The sequence below is a fragment of the Enterobacter sp. DVT3837 genome, from assembly GCF_056238685.1.
Genome location: NZ_JBWDLA010000001.1, coordinates 1,771,612 through 1,791,437, shown reverse-complemented (window position 1 = coordinate 1,791,437; position 19,826 = coordinate 1,771,612). Strand labels below are relative to the sequence as shown.

General features: G+C 54.0%; 16 protein-coding genes. 8 read left to right on the top strand and 8 right to left on the bottom strand.

Annotation, left to right across the window (positions count from 1 at the left end):
• Window positions 1-107: 107 nt before the first annotated feature.
• On the top strand, window positions 108-1,757 hold the full coding sequence (locus tag AC0XWG_RS08720; protein WP_475680768.1) for an alpha,alpha-trehalase: 1,650 nt from the start codon (window positions 108-110) through the stop codon (window positions 1,755-1,757).
• Here AC0XWG_RS08720 and AC0XWG_RS08715 read toward each other — a convergent pair whose 3' ends face one another.
• Window positions 1,758-3,347, bottom strand: a complete 1,590-nt coding sequence (locus tag AC0XWG_RS08715) for an STY4199 family HEPN domain-containing protein (protein WP_128348373.1) — start codon at window positions 3,345-3,347, stop codon at window positions 1,758-1,760.
• 148 nt (window positions 3,348-3,495) lie between these two features.
• Between AC0XWG_RS08715 and AC0XWG_RS08710 the strand changes: the two genes are divergently transcribed.
• The 3 genes from AC0XWG_RS08710 (at window position 3,496) to AC0XWG_RS08700 (ending at window position 5,222) form a co-directional block, all read left to right on the top strand.
• On the top strand, window positions 3,496-4,002 hold the full coding sequence (locus tag AC0XWG_RS08710) for a GNAT family N-acetyltransferase (RefSeq protein WP_475680530.1): 507 nt from the start codon (window positions 3,496-3,498) through the stop codon (window positions 4,000-4,002).
• A 28-nt stretch (window positions 4,003-4,030) separates the two neighbouring features.
• Window positions 4,031-4,728, top strand: a protein-coding gene (locus tag AC0XWG_RS08705; RefSeq protein ID WP_223216367.1) for an IS1 family transposase whose coding sequence is annotated in 2 segments (ribosomal slippage) — window positions 4,031-4,280 and window positions 4,280-4,728 — 699 coding nt in all. Because the reading frame shifts where the segments join, the coding sequence is not laid out codon by codon here.
• Between the two features lie 155 nt (window positions 4,729-4,883).
• Window positions 4,884-5,222 (top strand): lysozyme, encoded by a 339-nt coding sequence (locus AC0XWG_RS08700; RefSeq protein WP_049005586.1) that lies wholly within the window; start codon window positions 4,884-4,886, stop codon window positions 5,220-5,222.
• Here the strand turns inward: AC0XWG_RS08700 and AC0XWG_RS08695 are convergent.
• Both AC0XWG_RS08695 and AC0XWG_RS08690 read right to left on the bottom strand, forming a co-directional pair.
• Window positions 5,201-5,803 carry a response regulator transcription factor gene (locus AC0XWG_RS08695; RefSeq protein ID WP_028018345.1) on the bottom strand — a complete coding sequence of 201 codons (603 nt, stop codon included), beginning with the start codon at window positions 5,801-5,803 and terminating at the stop codon, window positions 5,201-5,203. The genes AC0XWG_RS08700 and AC0XWG_RS08695 overlap by 22 nt on opposite strands.
• A 172-nt stretch (window positions 5,804-5,975) precedes the next feature.
• On the bottom strand, window positions 5,976-6,734 hold the full coding sequence (locus AC0XWG_RS08690) for an SDR family NAD(P)-dependent oxidoreductase (RefSeq protein ID WP_128348375.1): 759 nt from the start codon (window positions 6,732-6,734) through the stop codon (window positions 5,976-5,978).
• A gap of 119 nt (window positions 6,735-6,853) precedes the next feature.
• On the opposite strand from AC0XWG_RS08690, the gene AC0XWG_RS08685 reads away from it, so the two are divergent.
• From AC0XWG_RS08685 to AC0XWG_RS08675, 3 genes are all read left to right on the top strand, one after another.
• Entirely contained in the window at window positions 6,854-7,753 is a 900-nt protein-coding gene (locus tag AC0XWG_RS08685; RefSeq protein WP_128348376.1) for a LysR family transcriptional regulator, read from the top strand.
• Window positions 7,754-7,803: 50 nt separating this feature from the next.
• The gene (yhjD, locus tag AC0XWG_RS08680; protein ID WP_128348377.1) at window positions 7,804-8,829 is read left to right on the top strand and encodes an inner membrane protein YhjD; all 1,026 of its coding nucleotides are present in this window, start codon (window positions 7,804-7,806) and stop codon (window positions 8,827-8,829) included.
• A 261-nt stretch (window positions 8,830-9,090) separates the two neighbouring features.
• A complete protein-coding gene (locus tag AC0XWG_RS08675; RefSeq protein WP_128348378.1) occupies window positions 9,091-10,413 on the top strand; it encodes an MFS transporter in 1,323 nt (440 codons plus the stop codon).
• 93 nt (window positions 10,414-10,506) lie between these two features.
• Here AC0XWG_RS08675 and AC0XWG_RS08670 read toward each other — a convergent pair whose 3' ends face one another.
• Entirely contained in the window at window positions 10,507-12,549 is a 2,043-nt protein-coding gene (locus tag AC0XWG_RS08670; protein WP_028018350.1) for an AsmA family protein, read from the bottom strand.
• Between the two features lie 65 nt (window positions 12,550-12,614).
• Complete coding sequence (pdeH, locus tag AC0XWG_RS08665; protein ID WP_028018351.1) at window positions 12,615-13,388, bottom strand: cyclic-guanylate-specific phosphodiesterase; 774 nt, start codon at window positions 13,386-13,388, stop codon at window positions 12,615-12,617.
• Window positions 13,389-13,617: 229 nt separating this feature from the next.
• Here pdeH and kdgK point away from each other — a divergent pair, with 229 nt between their 5' ends.
• Complete coding sequence (kdgK, locus tag AC0XWG_RS08660; RefSeq protein WP_108091151.1) at window positions 13,618-14,547, top strand: 2-dehydro-3-deoxygluconokinase; 930 nt, start codon at window positions 13,618-13,620, stop codon at window positions 14,545-14,547.
• A 54-nt stretch (window positions 14,548-14,601) separates the two neighbouring features.
• Here the strand turns inward: kdgK and AC0XWG_RS08655 are convergent, their stop codons facing one another.
• From AC0XWG_RS08655 to hmsP, 3 genes are all read right to left on the bottom strand, one after another.
• Window positions 14,602-16,095 carry a M16 family metallopeptidase gene (locus AC0XWG_RS08655; RefSeq protein ID WP_028018353.1) on the bottom strand — a complete coding sequence of 498 codons (1,494 nt, stop codon included), beginning with the start codon at window positions 16,093-16,095 and terminating at the stop codon, window positions 14,602-14,604.
• Window positions 16,096-16,322: 227 nt separating this feature from the next.
• Window positions 16,323-17,609, bottom strand: coding sequence for a dicarboxylate/amino acid:cation symporter (locus AC0XWG_RS08650; protein WP_475680529.1), 1,287 nt, complete (start codon window positions 17,607-17,609; stop codon window positions 16,323-16,325).
• Between the two features lie 159 nt (window positions 17,610-17,768).
• A complete protein-coding gene (hmsP, locus tag AC0XWG_RS08645; RefSeq protein ID WP_028018355.1) occupies window positions 17,769-19,775 on the bottom strand; it encodes a biofilm formation regulator HmsP in 2,007 nt (668 codons plus the stop codon).
• Between the last annotated feature and the right edge of the window lie 51 nt (window positions 19,776-19,826).

The window sequence follows — 19,826 nt, the reverse complement described above, 5'->3', positions numbered from 1 at the left end:
TGATCTAGCGCACATATTCCTCCCCATCTACCGAAGCGAATGTCTACGCTTTAAAGACACCCGGAAGAACAATCTCTTTGAACACACAACCGGAGGTCCTTATCACCATGTTCAACCAGAAGACACAGGCTACCGAGAACATCGAATTCGGGATTGAAGAAGAGCTGCGCTACGAGACCGATCCCTGTGAGTTGAAACTGGATGAAATGATTGAAGCGGAGCCGGAACCCGAGATGATCGAAGGGCTACCCGCCTCTGATGCCCTGACGCCCGCCGATCGCTATCTTGAACTGTTCGAACACGTGCAGTCTTCACGGCTGTTTGCAGACAGCAAAACCTTCCCCGACTGCGCGCCGAAGATGGACCCACTGGATATTCTGATCCGCTACCGCAAGGTCAAACGCCACCGGGATTTCGACCTGCGCCAGTTTGTGGAGAACCACTTCTGGTTGCCTGAGACTTACAGCACAGAATATGTCTCCGACCCCGGCCTTTCGTTAAAAGAGCACATCGACAGTCTGTGGCCAGTGCTAACGCGTGAGCCACAGGATCATATTCCCTGGTCATCCCTGCTGGCACTGCCGCAAGCGTATATCGTGCCTGGCGGCCGATTCAGCGAGACCTATTACTGGGACTCTTATTTCTCCATGCTGGGGTTGGCCGAGAGTGGCCGGAACGATCTGCTGAAATGTATGGCGGATAACTTCGCCTGGCTAATCGAACGCTACGGTCATATTCCGAACGGCAACCGCACCTATTATCTCAGCCGCTCCCAGCCCCCCGTTTTTGCCCTGATGGTGGAGTTGTTTGAAGAGGACGGCGTACGCGGGGCAAAACGTTACCTTGAACACCTCAAAATGGAGCACGCCTTCTGGATGGACGGCGCTGAGTCATTGCTGATTAATCAGGCCTATCGGAGTGCGGTACGTATGCCGGACGGTTCGCTGCTCAACCGCTACTGGGACGACCGTGACACACCGCGCGACGAATCGTGGATTGAGGATGTGGAAACGGCCCGCCACTCGGGTCGTCCGCCCAATGAGGTGTATCGCGATCTGCGTGCGGGAGCGGCGTCAGGTTGGGATTATTCGTCCCGCTGGCTGCGCGATCCGTCACGACTCGCCAGCATCCGCACGACGCAGTTTATCCCCATCGATCTGAACGCCTTCCTGTTCAAGCTGGAAAGTGCAATTGCCAATATCTCAGCATCGAAAGGAGATAAAGAAACCGCCGACCTGTTCCGCCAGAAAGCCAGCGATCGCCGCGAGGCAGTGAACCGCTATCTATGGGATGAGGAGAGCGGCTGTTTCCGCGATTATGACTGGAGACGCGAGGAAAAGGCGCTGTTCTCAGCAGCCAGCATTGTGCCTCTGTATGTGGGTATGGCAACCCATGAGCAGGCCGAACGCCTGTCTGATGCGGTCAAAGCGCGGCTCCTGACCCCTGGCGGTATTCTCGCCACCGAGTATGAAACCGGCGAACAGTGGGATAAACCCAACGGCTGGGCCCCGCTGCAATGGATGGCAATTCAGGGGTTCAAGCAGTACGGAAATGATTCGCTAGGGGATGAGATCGCCTGGAGCTGGTTGCAGACGGTGAACCATTTTTATAATCACCACCATAAGCTCATTGAGAAGTACCACATCGCCAGCAGTACACCACGCGAAGGGGGCGGTGGTGAATACCCCCTGCAGGATGGCTTTGGCTGGACGAACGGCGTGGTGCGACGGCTGATTGGGTTGTATGGGGAACCTTAATCAGCGAATCACCTCATAAATGGCGGTCTGGATGGACTGCCATTTTTTCGTGGTGGCATCCGGTTGTGACTGCGCACGACGGGTCGCCATATCAAGATCGTGCTGCTGGCGTTTCACCACGGCCGGCACAGTACAGAATGCTTTCAGATACTCTTTACGTTTTGACGTCAGAGGCTCGCCATTCGACATGGCGTGGCTGAGCGTATTGATAAAGCGACGGCACGGCTTCTCTTCGACCATGTTCTGCCGGTAGCGTAACATCAGCTCCAGCACGTCGTCATAACCTGCCGACATCGCCTCTTCGGTCCATGACAGCTTCCAGTCCATGCCGCCCTGTAAAAAGAGCTGAACCACGCGGGTATCGTTGCGGTTAATGGCCGAACGGAAGTTATTTTCGTCCCAGGTTACGCCCATGCGCGTCAGCGTTTCACGCGAGGAAGGCGTCTCACGCATTTCCTGTGGTGGCGCTGTTTCTGCGACACTGACGGTTGCAGGCTGTGGTTTACCACTGGTCACCAGCCAGAAGCCCCCTGCCACGATGGCAATCACCATGACGCCAACCGCCCCCCATAACGCACCAGAAATAAGCTGCTCGCGTTGTTCTGGGGTGCGCGGTGCGCGCTGGGTCGGCTTTTCAATGGTGTCACGAACTTCAAACAGATCACCGCCAGTGACCCGATCCATTTTCTGCGCCTTTTCCCAGAAGGTATGCAATTCGCTGGCATCTACCGCCATTAACCCGGTCGGATTAACGCGGGTTCTCCCCTCTTCAAACGCACGCTGAACCGGTCGGCTGATCTGCGTGTAATAGTTATCCAGCAGCTGAATTTGCGCCGAACTTAATGTTTTCTGAACCGTGATGTTGTTGCGGATTTGCCGAATGTCATCGAGGAAGGTTTGCAGGGTTTTACGCGGTTCCACCAGCAGCGTCAGCATGGACGGGTCACTGAATAGCGAAGCGTAATAGCGGCTGAACTCTTTTTTATCCACCAGCATCTGCGCCAGTTCACTGAACATCATGCCGCTCAGGACATCGTTAATCTCGCCAAGCTTCAACCAGCGTCTTACCCGGTCGGCGTTAAAAAGCGTCTTAAGATGGTTATTCAACCGCACCTGATCGGGCCAGGCCTGCTGGATGAGCCCTTTTAACATCAGCTCGATCGCACGCACCTGTTTGTGCGCCTGTTGCTGCTGGAGTTCACTGCCCGGTGCCAGCTCTGTGCTGTAGGTCAGAAGCGGCTGCTGCAGACGAAGGTGTTCCAGCGCAGTCACAAACCGCATTGCCGCAATCAGCTGGTTTTCACTCACATCCTGTCCGCTTTCATACTGCGGCACGCGCTGCTGCAGCAGGCGCAATTGCAGCGTAAATTCCGACATCTCGGCATCATTCAGATTGAGCTTCTTCGCAACGGCTCCCCAGCCCCCCAGAGCTAATCGCGCGCTGTCCAGTTGTTCAAGAAACCAGCGTGGATCTTTGCCCTCCGAAGCATGTACATTCAGAAGAAGCAAAATTTCCACAGACGCCTGGCGAATGACCGCCAGACAGTGTTCGAACTGTTCGCGAACGTGATGTGATGTACTGAGAGCCATTGTTTTCCTTAAGCGCCAACGAAGACATCCGGAATGGGCACGTAACTGCCGTTTTTCTTTTTATTTATACGAGGTTAACCATACCTGACTTTCTATTGAAATAAAGTGACAACCCTAAAATCATTTAAAAAGTGTCAGGAGAATCTGAATGCCTGTTTTAAACACCCCACGCCTTAGCTGCTCGCCCCTGCAGGAACATGACTGGCCCTTTTTTCTGGCATTACAGCAACATCCTGATGTCATGCGCTTTGTTGCGCAAGATCGCCCTGTAGCAGAGATCCGCGAGGCTTTTGACGCTCGTCTGACGCCATGGACACCTGGCAGCACACACTGGCTTTGTCTCGTCGTACGTGATGCCACCACCCGAACGGCGCTGGGCGTCACCGGGTATATTCATCGGGAGGAGGATTGTGCTGAAGTGGGTTTTCTTTTTGTGCCCGCGGCGCAGGGGAAAGGTTACGGCTTCGAATCCCTGCAGGCACTTTGTGACTATGCCTTCCGTCAAGGGGGGATTCGCCGGCTGACCGCGACCGTCACTGCGGGGAATGTCGCCTCAAGGCGCCTGCTGGAAAAAGCCCATTTTCGTCTGGAAGGTGAGTTACGCGAGAGCTATTACCTTGCCGGATGCGGTAATGGTGCCAACTTACTGATTTAGTGTACGATGGTGTTTTTGAGGTGCTCCCGTGGCTTCCATCTCCATCAGTTGTCCCTCCTGCTCAGCTACTGAAGGCGTGGTGCGTAACGGTAAAAGTACTGCCGGACATCAGCGCTATCTCTGCTCTCACTGCCGTAAAACATGGCAACTGCAGTTCACTTACACCGCTTCTCAACCCGGTACGCACCAGAAAATCATTGATATGGCCATGAATGGTGTTGGATGCCGGGCAACCGCCCGCATTATGGGCGTTGGCCTCAACACGATTTTACGTCACTTAAAAAACTCAGGCCGCAGTCGGTAACCTCGCGCATACAGCCGGGCAGTGACGTCATCGTCTGCGCGGAAATGGACGAACAGTGGGGCTACGTCGGTGCTAAATCACGTCAGCGCTGGCTGTTTTACGCGTATGACAGGATACGGAGGACGGTTGTGGCGCACGTCTTCGGTGAACGCACTCTGGCCACACTGGAGCGTCTTCTGAGCCTGCTGTCGGCCTTTGAGGTCGTGGTATGGATGACGGATGGCTGGCCGCTGTATGAATCCCGCCTGAAGGGAAAGCTGCACGTAATCAGCAAGCGTTACACTCAGCGAATTGAGCGGCATAACCTGAATCTGAGACAACATCTGGCAAGGCTGGGACGGAAGTCACTGTCGTTCTCAAAATCGGTGGAGCTGCATGACAAGGTCATCGGGCATTATCTGAACATAAAACACTATCAGTAAGTTGGAGTCATTACCGCCGGATGCTGGCATAATGACTGGTTGTTCGGTTTATTGAGGCAGGACTACCTGAGCAATAACGCCTGATCAACAGCCATTTGGCGGATATTTCTCTGACGTTGATTCCTCTACAGTGTCGCTATTAAGAGGACACAAATATGAAAGGTCATGCACTGAAAATATCGGATGCCGCCATTGCGCTAATAAAAAACCATCAGGGACTTTCACTGGCGAAATATCGTGACGAATACGGCTTATGGGTTATTGGTTATGGCCACGTTATCCGCGACCGGGAAACATTTAACGGTCTGATCACCCCTTCTGAGGCAGAATATTTGCTTCATAAGGATATTCAGTTATGTGAGAGGCTGCTGCGGGAAAATATGGCTCGGCCATTAACCCAACAGCAGCATGACGCGCTGGTGCTAATGCTATTCAGCTTCGGTGAGACGTCCTCGCTCCCGCAAGCGGTTCTTCAGACCGTCGCTCGCGTATAATACATAGCCGCCTGCGTTCTGTTTTTAACATCCAGCCGACGGAAGAGCGCTTCCAGATGCGCTTTTACCGTGGCCGCGCTGATGTTGAGATTGCGTCCAATCTCTTTGTTAGATTCCCCTGCGGCCAGCAATTTCAGAACTTCGCGCTGGCGTTCGCTCAGAGATAATAAGGCCTGAGATGACGACGGCTGTTTAACCCACTCTCCGGGAAAACAGACCATCCCTCTGGACACCGAATCCAGCACGGCGGAAAACCGTTCTGGGCTCGCCTTGCGGGGAATAATGGCCATGACGTTTCGCTGCAACAACTGCTCAACCCATCGGGCCTCTTTTTTCGCTAACACCATGACCACGGATATCGCCGGGAAGCGAGTCATGAGCGCTTCCAGCCACGCGATCTCGTCATCCTGAATTAAATTTCCGTCAATCATGACAATAGCAGACGGTGACGCGGACACCTGAGCCCATAAATCTTCTGCCTGACAGGTTCCTGTTATATTTATTTCTGGAATTAACGTCTGAAGACTGTGTATCACTCCATGAATAAATATTGACTGCCTGTCAAACATGATCACTCGCATCGTTTTTCCCCTCTGAGAATAGCGAAGGGGGATTCTACAGAGGCGTTATTTAAGAAAAAACTCAATGAATGGGGACGTTACAAATCCACCCGTGTTCTTTATATCTGTCAGTATTTGGACACATTAATGTTGAGGATTTCCTTAAGAGGTTCCTTCCTCTTAAGAATAGGCATCACAGGAACATTCCGCCTGATACTTCAATACGTTGTGCGTTCATCCAGCCCAGTTTATCGCTAAGCAGGGCCGCAATGGCATCGCCAATATCATCCGGTAGCCCCACCCGACCCAGGGCGGTCTGTGAAGCCAGCATCTGATTCAACTGCGCGTTGTCACGTACGCGTCCACCGCCAAAGTCCGTTTCTATCGCGCCGGGAGCAATGATGTTGACGGTGATCCCGCGCGCGCCCAGCTCTTTCGCCTGATAACGGGTCAGCACTTCCATCGCCCCTTTCATGGCAGCATAGGTCCCTGAACCTGGCTGAGTAAAACGAGCCAGTCCACTGGAAACATTGAGGATCCGTCCCCCGTCATTAAGCAATGGCAGCAGGCGCTGTGTCAGGAAAAACGGCCCTTTGAAATGGATGTTTAACGCCTCATCAAACTGAGCTTCCGTCGTGTCGGTATAGGGCGCGTATAACCCCGTCCCGGCATTGTTTAATAAATAATCAAAGGTGTCACGCTGCCAGACGGTGTTAAGGGTTTCCTGAAACTGCCGGGCAAAATGGTCGAAACTGGCGATATCCCCGACGTTGAGCTGTAATGCTGCCGCTCTGACACCTTTTCCCTGAATTTCGCGTACAACATCCTGTGCTTCCTGCTCACTGCGGTGATATGTCAGGATAATTCCCGTCCCCTCTGCCGCCAGCTTCAAAGCCGCGTTTTTACCCAATCCACGGCTACCACCCGTCACTAATGCGATACGTTCAGTCATCATAAACCTCGTTTTGGCTGTTATGGAGATTGAGAAAGAGCTTATTAGGTGATAGAAAATCAATAAAGATGGAATAAAACGCTTCACTGTTTCAACCGCAACAACAATGAGCTTCGTCTATGGATAAAATTCACGCAATGCAGTTGTTTGTCCGCGTCGCGGAACTGGAGAGTTTTACCCGCGCGGCAGAAACATTAACACTGCCAAAAGGCAGCGTTTCGCGGCAGATTCAGGCGCTGGAAAACCGGCTTGGCACCCGGCTGTTGCACCGTACCACGCGTCGCGTGAGCCTGACTCAGGACGGCATGGTCTATTACGAACGAGCAAAAGATCTGCTGGCAAACCTGGATGAACTCGACGGAATGTTTCAGCACGACCCCTCCAGCATCAGCGGGCGGTTACGCGTGGATATGCCCGTCGCCGTTGCGCGAAATTTAGTCATCCCCAAACTGCCTGTTTTTCTGCAGCACTATCCCGGTATCGAACTGGAACTCAGCAGCAGCGATCGTCTTGTGGATGTGATCCGCGAAGGGTTTGATTGTGTCGTCCGCGTCGGCACACTGAAGGATTCAGGGCTTATCGCGCGTCCGCTGGGCAAACTGTCGGTGATTAACTGCGCCAGCCCGGATTATCTGGCGCGTTTTGGCTACCCGGAAACGCTGGACGATTTAGGCTCACATGCCGTCATTCATTACGCTGCCATGCTGGGCAACCGTCCCCAGGGCTTTGAGTTTTATAGCGGCAGTGCGACGCAGTGGATAAAAACGGGCGGGGTGTTAACCGTCAATAGCACGGAAACTTACCAGGCTGCCTGCCTCGCCGGGTTGGGCATTATTCAGGTTCCGCGGGTTGGCGTACGCGATTTATTGCGCGCGAAGAAACTGATTGAGATCCTCCCGCAATACAAGGCCGAACCGATGCCTGTCTCTCTTATTTATCCCCATCGCCGTAACCTCTCTCGCCGGGTACATCTGTTTATGGAGTGGCTTACCGAACTTACAAAAGCTTATGTGGATTAGTCGCAAGCTATAATTCAATTACATCCAGCCAAACGAAAAGGAAAAGAAGCGTGACGCCGGAAAACAACCCGCAACGACCCACCCAACAGTTAGAATATGATCCCATCAAAAAGATGGAAACCAGGCCCGAAGAGGCCAAATCGCCAGGCACCGCCAGCAAAGCGCTGGGAACCGTCACCGGTATCGCCGCAAGAATTCAGCAGTTTCCCATGGTGGCGCATCTGATACGTGCGGCCGAACGCTTCAATGACCGCATGGGAAACCAGTTTGGTGCCGCCATCACCTATTTTTCCTTCCTGTCGATGATCCCGATCCTGATGGTGTCGTTTGCGGCGGCCGGTTTCGTGCTCGCGTCGCACCCGACGCTACTGCAGGATATCTTCGCTAAGATCCTGAATAATGTCAGCGACCCGACTCTTGCCAGTACGCTCAAAAGCACCATCAATACAGCCGTCCAACAGCGTACCACGGTCGGCATCGCGGGTTTGCTGATTGCCCTTTACTCCGGCGTTAACTGGATGGGCAACCTGCGCGAGGCCATTCGCGCCCAGTCGCGCGAGGTGTGGGAGCGTAAGCCTCAGGATCAGGAAAAAATTTGGATTAAGTATATTCGTGACTTTGTTTCGCTGATTGGCCTGCTTGTCGCACTCATCGTCACGCTCTCGATTACTTCTGTTGCAGGCTCCGCGCAGCAAATGATTATCTCCGCGCTTTATCTCGATTATATCGAGTGGCTGAAACCCGCCTGGCGCGGCATTGGTCTGGCGATTTCCATCTTCGCTAACTACCTGCTGTTCTTCTGGATCTTCTGGCGCCTGCCGCGTCATCGTCCGCGCAAGAAGGCGCTGATCCGTGGAACATTGATTGCGGCGATAGGCTTTGAGGTGATCAAAATTGTGATGACCTGGACCCTGCCGGCGCTGGTTAAATCCCCTTCTGGCGCGGCGTTTGGTTCAGTACTGGGGTTGATGGCGTTCTTCTACTTCTTCGCCCGCCTGACGCTGTTCTGCGCAGCGTGGATTGCCACCGCTCAGTACAAAGATGACCCAAGGATGCCGGGGAAAACGCATCGGTAATCCCTCTCCCGGGCTGAAATCTCAGCCCGATTCATCATTTCAGCATATAAATCCAGTCCGTAACTTTTATTTAACCGAAAACCAGTTTAATTGACTGATATTTAAAATCTGTGAAGCATTTCATAGACGTGTTTTGGCTGGTCTGAAAATTATCCGCTTTTTGTTGCTTTTATCACCAGCCAACAGCTTTGTTACAGATTGAAATGTCGCTTTTGCTGTGCGTAATATGGCCTTTCGTTCGACAAAAAATAAGAAAATATTATGCAAGCAACAGCCACAACACTCGACTCTGGTGCAGAAAACGTTCCGGTAAATTCGCGCAATAAAGTTGTCGTCGCATCGCTGATTGGCACCGCCATCGAGTTCTTCGACTTTTACATTTATGCCACCGCTGCGGTCATCGTCTTCCCGCATATTTTCTTCCCACAGGGAGACCCGACGGCAGCCACGCTACAATCTCTGGCTACCTTTGCTATCGCGTTTGTTGCCCGTCCGATTGGCTCTGCCCTGTTTGGGCATTTTGGCGATCGCATTGGGCGTAAAGTCACCCTGGTGGCCTCATTGCTGACGATGGGGATCTCCACCGTGGCCATCGGTCTGCTGCCAACTTACGAAACTATCGGCATTCTGGCCCCGGTTCTGCTGGCGCTGGCGCGTTTTGGTCAGGGTTTGGGGCTGGGGGGTGAATGGGGTGGCGCTGCGCTGCTGGCGACCGAGAACGCACCGGCGCGTAAACGTGCGCTGTATGGTTCATTCCCGCAGCTTGGCGCACCCATTGGCTTCTTCTTTGCCAACGGGACGTTCCTGCTGCTCTCCTGGCTGCTCACAGATGAACAGTTCATGAGCTGGGGCTGGCGTATCCCGTTTGTGTTCTCTGCCGTACTGGTGCTGATTGGTCTGTATGTCCGCGTTTCTTTGCATGAAACCCCTGTTTTCGCGAAAGTTGCCGCCGAGAAAAAACAGGTGAAAGTACCGCTGGGCACGCTGCTGACCAAACACGTCCGCGTGACCGCCCTGGGCACGTTTATCATGCTGGCGACTTATACCCTGTTCTACATCATGACCGTTTACTCCATGACGTTCAGTACCGCCGCCGCGCCGGTTGGGCTGGGTCTGCCGCGTAACGAAGTGCTGTGGATGCTGATGATGGCGGTGATTGGGTTTGGTGTGATGGTACCGATTGCGGGTCTGCTGGCGGATAAATTTGGTCGCCGCGCAAGCATGATTGTGATCACCACGCTGATCATTCTGTTTGCACTGTTCGTCTTCCCGCCGCTGCTGGGTTCCGGTAGTCCGGCGCTGGTGATGGCCTACCTGCTGATTGGCCTGAGCCTGATGGGGCTTACCTTCGGCCCGATGGGTGCGTTGCTGCCGGAGCTGTTCCCGACGGAAGTGCGTTATACCGGCGCGTCGTTCTCTTACAACGTCTCCTCCATTCTGGGCGCGTCCGTTGCGCCGTACATCGCGACCTGGTTACAGGCAAACTATGGTCTGTTCTATGTCGGTGTCTATCTGGCAGCTATGGCAGCGCTGACGCTGATTGCACTGCTGCTGACGCACGAGACGAAGCACCAGGCTCTGTAAGCTAATGCCGGGTGGCGGCTACGCCTTACCCGGCCTACGATTCAAATGTAGGCCGGGTAAGCGCAGCGCCACCCGGCAATAACAGGCTGCACCTTACTTCTTCATCTGTGACAAAATGGTCCGACACTGATTCGCCTCGCCCTCTGACGGCGATATCAACGCCAGTAGCGCTGCGGCTGGGGTAACCAGCGTCGCGAGGGCTGCAGCCACCGCACCGCGCGCAATCAACGGCCCTGGCTTCACACCCGCCTGGGGGTTTTTGAAGGTGCCGCGCACATAAAGCGGCGAGCGCAGGGTGATGATACGAATCCCCTTACTTTCCGGATCGATCGTCAAATCAAGCTGCTCGGAGGCCATGCTGGCAGTACCGGTCACGTTAATGACTGCATTTTCCGTGTCGAAGGCAAAAATCTGCGGGCGTGCCACGCCGTTAACCAGATCCAGATTAGCCGCCGCGCAGTTCACCCGCACCTCGTCGTCACCGAAGATTTGCCCGATAACGTAGTTACCGACGTTCAATCCCAGGATCTCCATCAGGTTGCGGCTCACCAGCCCGTCGTTCATCAGAAGCTTCAGATTGCCATTACTGCTTCCCAGCAGGGCCGCCACGGAATTCCCTACCCCGCGAATGTCGGCATCACCATTCATTTCGCCGAGGGTTTTCTGCATTAACTCCACGTTCGGCATCAGCGCTTTCAGCTTAAGCCTGCGGGCCTGAATATCGGCTCGTCCCTGCATCGGCTTTTTATCGCCTTCCAGGTGAATGTTCGAGGAAATTGTCCCGCCTGCCATGCCAAACTTCAGCGGCTGCAGGCGCAGGTCGGCATTCTGGAGGAGAATATGGGTCGAAAGATTGCTGATCGGCAGCGTGCTGCCGTGTTCAATTTTGCCGCCTTTGAAGCGTACATCCGCATCCATTGCATTCCACTTGTCGGTCTCAAAGCGGTCGTAGGGCAGCACTTTCCCCGCGGGCTGGAGGTCCTTCTTCACCTCTTTTGACTTCGTACCTTTACCGGAATCAATACCTATCAGCGGGCCTAAGTCGGCCAGACGCAGCTGGCGGGACTCAACATCCCCTTCCAGTTTCGGACGCGGTTTTCCGGTGGTGTAAGTCAGTGAGCCGTGAATATCACTATCACCAATACGACCGTTGAAACCCCGGTAATCAAATACCGACGATTTTTCCGCGCCGATTTTCGCCACCAGATGGCCGTCGGTCTCAAACGGCGGCGTATCCGGCAGTAATACGCCAGTGAGCTGATACAATTCGCCCAGCGAATCGCCGGCAAACTTCAGCTGCAGATCGACGCCCCCCATGTTCATCGGATCGTTGACCGTCCCCACGAACGCCACGCGGGTGTTACCGGAACGGAAATCCGCCTGCACCGGGAACGGCGTGCCTTCGCTCCGGAGTGCCAGCATGCCGCCTATTTTCCCTTTACCGCTGAGAGGTTGATCGTTGTAGCGTCCCTTTGCCGTCAGGCCGAATACGTAATCACCCACGCTGGCGTTGTCGCCTTTCGCTTTGCTGCCAGTCACTTCGCTAAACGGTAATGGTTTGCCCAGCGGATCAACCAGGATCTCCACCTCCGCCCTGCTGACCTTATCGTCGATGGCGATCCGCCCGCGATCGAAAAGAATATTGTCGAGACGGAATGACCAGGAAGAAGGCTGGGCATTCGGATCTTTTTCGCTGTCGCTGGCAAGGTTGAACGTCCAGTTGTTGTTTTTTTCAGAGAGGCGAATCAGCCGCGCATCGGGCTGCTGAAGCTTGATCCACGGCAGATAGACCGTTTTGGACAATAGCGCTAACGGGGCCAGTGTGGCTTCAACGCGGGGCAGATGCACCATGGTGACATCCGGGATATCTGGCGGGTTGCCGAGGATGATGTCGTCGGCGTGAACATGTGGCCAGGGGATCCAGCTTCGCCAGCCGGTCTCCTCTTTCTGACGTTCCCAAACCACCCCTAAATCACCGCGTATGGCGAAGGGGCGGTTCAGCTCGGTTGAGACTTTCTGGTTGATGGTCGGCTTAAGACGGTTCCAGTCAAACGTCGCAACAATGACGACGAAAACCACGATCAACAACAAGAAAATCCCTGCTACCCAGGAGATTACCCTGGCTGTTTTTGTCATTGTTTTCCCCTTTCCTGATGACCTGTCCTGTAAAACTATAGTTCAGACAAAGGGAAGCGGGCTTATCAGAGGGTCGTTATCACGTTATCGAGGTGATCCATGGGGACCGGGCGAGAGAGGAAATAGCCTTGCGCCGCCGCTGCAGGAGAGTTTTGCACATCACGCCACTCTTCCAGCGTTTCCACGCCTTCAACAATCACCCCCTGGCAATAGCGGTTCATCAGCTGTAATAACAGCGTAAACAGATTCCGCCCTTCAGAGGTCTGGCGCAGCATAATGAACAGCTCGCGGGCCACTTTAATGTAGTCATAATGCACTTCACTCAGGGCAGAGAAGTTCGCCATGCCAGTGCCAAAATCATCCAGCCACAACGGGCCATACTCACATATTGAAGCAAACGAAGAGTCCTGCGGCAGCCGGACATGCTCGACCAGCTCAAAGCGCATCCATGGCAGGGTGGCGATCAATTCCTGCAATTTCGCATTCTGACGCAGCGCCAGCAGAGTTGGGCCATCAACGTTCACCGAGGCGAGGATATCATTCTGCTCGAAAAAGGCCTGCTTCGTCGCCAGCATACGGAGCTGTTCTTCCAGCACATCCAGGCGCTGGCGAACGGCAACTTCGGCAAAATAGCGATCCGGTGCGATACGCTGAGAAGGGTTTGATGGATGCGTGACGACGGTCAAAATTTCAATTGCCATCAGCCGACCATCAGTCCGGTAGATCGGCTGATAGGTGTACGCGCGCTCACATTGCAGCCAGTAGCGATGCTCCTGCAAGTTCTCAATACTTGCCTCAGGCGTAGTGCTCAGCCGCTGGATAACCTGCTCTGACTTCATTTCAGATGTCCTGTTGTTGGGATAGCCTTTCTGGACTCGTCACAGGATTATCGGCGCAACAATTGAGAACTTTATGTTCAATTCACGGGGAAAATGAAATTAAGATGACAGAAATGAACAGGAACACGCGCTGGCTCAAACAAAATAATGGAACGTTGTTTTAATATAGTTGACCAGTTAATTCACTCAGCGCAAACTACCGATAATTACTCTGTTCAGGTTCACGACTATGTCCAAAAAAATTGCCGTGATTGGCGAATGCATGATTGAGCTGTCACAAAAAGGCGCGGAAGTCAGCCGCGGATTTGGTGGCGATACGTTAAACACATCCGTTTATATTGCCCGTCAGGTTGCACCTGAGGCACTCGCCGTGAACTACGTCACCGCACTGGGCACGGATAATTTTAGCCAGCAAATGCTGGACGCCTGGCAGAGTGAACACGTTGAAACCTCGCTGATCCAGCGTATGGAGAACCGCCTCCCGGGGCTCTACTACATCGAAACCGACAGCACCGGCGAGCGTACGTTCTATTACTGGCGTAACGAAGCCGCGGCCAAATTCTGGCTTGAGAGCGATGCAGCCGCGGCCATCTGTGAAAAATTGGCCACGTTTGATTATCTCTATCTGAGCGGGATCAGCCTGGCGATCCTGAGCCCCACCAGCCGTGAAAAGCTGCTTTCGCTGCTGCGCGAATGCCGCGCCAACGGCGGGAAGGTCATTTTCGATAACAACTACCGTCCGCGCCTGTGGGCCAGCCGCGAAGAGACGCAGCAGGTCTATCAGCAGATGCTGCAGTGCACCGACATCGCGTTCCTGACGCTCGACGATGAAGACGCCCTCTGGGGTGAGAAACCGGTAGAAGACGTGATTGCGCGCACGCAGGCGGCTGGCGTAAGCGAAGTGGTGATCAAGCGCGGCGCAGATTCATGCCTGGTCGCAGTTGCGGGTGAAGCGGTGATTGACGTCCCGGCGGTGAAGCTTGCCAAAGAGAAAGTGATTGATACCACGGCGGCGGGAGACTCATTCAGCGCGGGCTATCTGGCGGTACGTTTGACGGGCGGAAGCCCGGAAGCGGCGGCACAGCGTGGGCATCTGACGGCCAGCACCGTGATTCAGTATCGCGGGGCGATTATTCCGCGTGAGGCGATGCCTGTTTAAGTAAGGCGCGGGCTGACACCCTCTCCACAGTGAGAGGGTGTGTTAACGTATTAATTACTGCCCCTGCGGTATATCCGTCGCATCCTGATGTAAATCATCAGTCGTGGTAGCCTGCACCGGCTGCGGTGCGGTAGCCATAATGGAATCCCAGGTCGTCTGAAGTTCCTTCATGTCATATTCCGGCTCGCCTTTTGGCTGCAGCAGGACCAACGCCATTTCCTGCGACAGCTGCTGACGCAAGTCCTGATTTAACATATCGACGGTCAGACCGTTAAGGAAATCCTGGCGAAGTTTCTGGTACTGTTCTGGCGCAATATCCACCACCTGATTTTGCAGGGAGCGAATACGCTGACTGATCAGGATATCGGTATCGGCGCGAGCGTAGGTTGCAAACAGCTTCTGCAGCTCGAGTTTTTTCTGCGCCACGAGAGCATTGAACTCGTCTTCAGAGAGACCCTCTTTGCGCACTTTCGCCAGCTCTTTCGCAACCACACCCAGATTCGCATTCAGCTTATCGCCCGGCGATTCAACGTTAATGGCACACTGTGCACGCTGGAACAGCACACGACAGTCAAAACCAAGACCGATATTCTTCACACTGTTCTTACTGAGCGTCTGCTGAACGTGCCAGAACAACGCTTCACGCGCCAGATCGGCACGCCAGTAGCGCAACAGCGCCGCGGACTCACGAATTGGCTGCCAGGCGTTATCCCACATGACGGAAAGTCGGTCCTGACGGACGGTGTCCGTCATAATGCTGACGGGTTCTGTGCGCAGTGGAGAGAGCGTCGGGACAGGTGCTGGCGTTTCACGTTTGCCTTTCAAATCACCAAACGCTTTGTTGATCTGCTCAACCACCGCGCGGCTGTCCACGTTACCCACTACGATCAGCGTCATCGCATCCGGGGTATACCATTTCTGGTAGAACGATTTTACCTGTTCAGCATCCACCGGTTGTTTCAATGGTTCGGCCGGATCATGCCCAAGCAACGTGGAGCCTTTCAGGCGATAACGCCACCAACCCTCTTTGGTATCCACAGGCCAGGTCGCCACCATGTCACTGTTGCTCAGGGCATAGTTAACGGTATCCGGCGTAATCGCCAGATTGCCAGAGGCATCGGAGAGATACGTCAGGGCTTCTTTGAGCAAATCGTTGCGGTTATTTGGCAGGCTCAGGTTAAACATGGTGTAGTCATACGAGACAACAGCCGGAGGAAGTGGGCGTTTCGGATCGATGGCCTGTTGCCAAAGAGAACGCACCTGAACCGCTTGCAGACTGCCGCTCTGAGTGAGCGCCAGCCGGGGAATAAAGTGGCTAAACCCAGTTTGCTGGGTGCTCTCCGCGAGAGAGCCGGTATTGACGGACAGACGGATTTCAATACGGTCGCTGGGACGTTGTGGGGTGGCTAAAACCTGCCACTGAAAACCGTTCGCTAATGTCCCTTGTTGCCAGGCCGGGTCTGGCTGGAGCGCATCTGCCTGCACATAACTGGCTGCTGCCATCATCAGCAAACCGCCGGTTAAGAGTCGAATTTTTGTGCCCTGCATGTGAACCCCTGATCAACATTCCTGGTTAAAAAAGAGTGCCTCGCGACGCGCCACACTCTTAAAGATGACGATGAAAATACGTCAATTAGACCGCGCGTTCGGCAAAACGTCACGGTCAGAAGTGAAATATACCCAAAAAAAATCTTGTCGAATTATGACAGGTATGAACAGTTATTATGCGCAGGAGCCCGCATTCCGACAAGGGAATACGGGCATTTGTGACAAGTTTAAGAGGTTAAGCTAGGATTTTTGCTGTCGGTTGAACGGTTATTCAGAGTGTCGTCGAGCTTTTTGTGATCCAGCTCTTTCACCCATTTCGCCACGACCACCGTGGCTACGCCGTTACCCACCAGGTTGGTTAACGCACGCGCCTCGGACATGAAGCGGTCAATACCCAGAATCAATGCCAGACCCGCCACCGGCAGGTGGCCCACTGCGGAAATGGTGGCTGCCAGCACGATAAAGCCACTGCCGGTTACGCCCGCCGCACCTTTAGAAGAGAGCAGGAGCACCACCAGCAGGGTAATCTGATGGAAAATATCCATGTGACTGTTGGTCGCCTGAGCGATAAACACAGCCGCCATCGTCAGGTATATCGAGGTTCCATCAAGGTTGAAGGAGTAACCCGTCGGGATCACCAGACCGACCACCGATTTCCGGCACCCCAGTTTCTCCATCTTATCGAGCATACGCGGCAGCGCCGATTCTGAAGAAGAAGTCCCCAGAACAATCAGCAGCTCTTCACGGATGTAGCGGATGAATTTGAAAATACTGAAGCCTGTCGCGCGAGCGATAGAACCCAGTACCACGACCACGAAAAGGATACAGGTGATATAGAAGCAGATAATCAGCTGACCCAGCTGCACCAGCGTACCGACGCCATATTTACCGATGGTAAAGGCCATCGCACCGAAAGCACCAATCGGCGCCAGGCGCATGATCATATTGATGATGCCGAAGATCACCTGCGAGAAGCTTTCAATCACATTGAAAATAAGCTGACCTTTGCTGCCAAGACGGTGCAGGGCGAAGCCAAACATGACCGCAAACAGCAGCACCTGCAGGATGTTTCCGCTGGCGAACGCGCCGATGACGCTGCCAGGTATTACGTCCAGCAGGAAGGCGACGACGCCCTGATCCTTCGCCTGCTCGGCATAAACCGCGACTGCTTTGGCATCCAGCGTTGATGGGTCAACGTTCATTCCCGCGCCTGGCTGCACCACGTTAACAATAATAAGACCGATAATCAGCGCGAGGGTACTGACCACCTCGAAATACAGAAGTGCCACAGCGCCGGTACGCCCCACCGCCTTCATGCTTTCCATGCCAGCGATGCCCGTCACTACCGTACAGAAAATCACCGGGGCGATGACCATTTTGATGAGCTTAACGAACGCGTCGCCAAGCGGTTTCATTTGTGCGCCCAGTTCAGGGTAATAGTGACCCAGCAGAATACCGATGGCGATGGCTGTCAGGACCTGGAAATAAAGACTTTTAAAGAGAGAGGTTTTCATAAGGTGTCCTTGGGAAGAAAAACCACAGGCTTTGTAAGGTTATGGTTAACCTGCGGCTTTAAAATAACACCCACATAACAGGACAGAAATAAACTCAGTTCAAATTTGAAACACAAATGTTAAGAACTTTGAGCTGACTCGCACAAGCCAGCAACAAAATTACACTTTTGCGTTATTGTCAGGGCCAGAAAGGTATCGTTGTTCAAAGACATCCGAAGGAACAGCAGGGGCAAAAAGGAAGCCTTGTCCGCTCTCCACGCCCGCTTCTGCCAGCCAGACGCGTTGCGCTTCGGTTTCAATTCCTTCGGCAATAAGATGCAGATTCAGGCTGCGCGCCATCTGGATAATGGCCTGCACCATGCTGCTGTCGCCCGGCAGGCCGTCGACAAACGCTTTGTCAATTTTTAGCACATCCACCGGGAGGGTCTTCATGTGCTGAAGCTGACGTAGCCCGGCGTATCCCATGCCAAAATCGTCCAGCGCAATGCGAATGCCGGCATTGCGCAGCGGTTTCAGGATCGCGACCGCCTCATTAGGGTCGTCAATGCGTCGGCTCTCAGTGACTTCCAGGGTTAACGTATCAGGCTTGATTCGGTAACGATGGATCAGCTCCAGCATCTCTGAAACCATGGTCGGGTGCATAAGCTGCAGGGCTGACAAATTGACCGACAGCGGCAGCGTTACCCCGCGCTCCTGCCAGGCAGCTAGCTGACGGCAGGACTCTTCAAGCACCCAGTAACCGACGGTGACCATCAGACCACAGGATTCGATCCGCTCAATCAGCCCCTCCGGCAACTCCCATGAGCCATCCGGCTGCTGCACACGCAGTAACGCCTCAGCGCTTTTCACTTCTCCCGTCAGCAAGTTCACCTGCGGCTGTAACCAGAGGGCAAACTGGCGGTTATCCAGCGCGGTCAGAATGTCGCTCTCTTCGGTCAGGCGCTGTTGCGCCTTTTCCATCTGTTCCGGGTCGAAGAACTGGATCTGATTTTTCCCTTTGCGCCGGGCGGTAAACGCCGCCGAGAACGCGCGACGATATAGCTGTTCCGCGGTCAAGTCGCCATAGTACATCGCGATGCCGATGCTGGCGCTTGGACGAAGCTGGATACCCTGAACAGGCAACCGTTCATTAATGACAGTGAGTACTTGCTGACCTAATGTGATCGCATGCCAGGGCTCTTTCACACCGTTGGCAATAATGACCAGGTCATAACCGCTGACCTGGGTCAGTACCATGCGAGGAGCAATAACAGACTTCACTTTTTCCACCAGCGTCAGGAGCAGTATTTCGCGCTGGCTCTCCTTGAGCACGCCAGCCGTGTCCTGCAGGGTCTCGCAGGCGACGACCATCAGCGCCGTGGTTTGCTGACGCGCAACGGTCTGCTCCAGCATCGCCATCAAAAAGGCTTTATTGGGAAGCTCGGACACCGGGAAGCGGGTGGCGCTGTTGCTTAACTCATCCTGTTGGCGCTGGATTCGCTGCTGATTGAGGTTATAACTGCGCACCAGCATACCAATTTCATCGTCATGATGAAGACGCGGTACTTTCAGTTGATGACCCATCTGGTCCTGTGGAGAGAGCGTGTTCAGCTCCCGGGCAATATGGCGCAACGGATGGACGATCAGCCGGTTGATACACCAGGTCAGCGCGACGCTCAGAATGAGTGTCATAAGTAAGCAAGTGGTCACTAACGTAACTACCCAGCTCATGACGAACTTATACATGCGGTATGAGTCCGCCTGTAAAACCAGATAGGCCAACGGCTGCGGATTAGCAGGACGCTCAAGCGAATAGACTGGCAGTGAAATCTGCACCGGCAGTTCAAACAGGCGCATCACCATCATTGGGACCGGGCGTTCCGGGATAAAGCTCATCCGCAGCGCCTGGAACTGGTTGGGCAATACAACATCGGCCCGGCTCACAATACCGGCCGGCTGAATGCGTTTCAGAATGGTTTCCGCTTCGGGAATATCCCCTTTCAGAATAGAGGCGGAGAGTGGGCCTCGCACCGAGCGGGCGATACTTTCTAACTGCGAAGCCGTGTTATAGCGATTCTGCTGTACAGAATGAAACAGCAAAATTACGCAAAAGAGCAGGACAAACAGCATGGTGACGGCAGACACCATCGCCATCTGTTTGATCGTTAAAGAACGGCTGACACGCAAAATGACTCTCCACAAAACTCGAAGCGCAGGGCGCACCAGGGTGTAAACCTG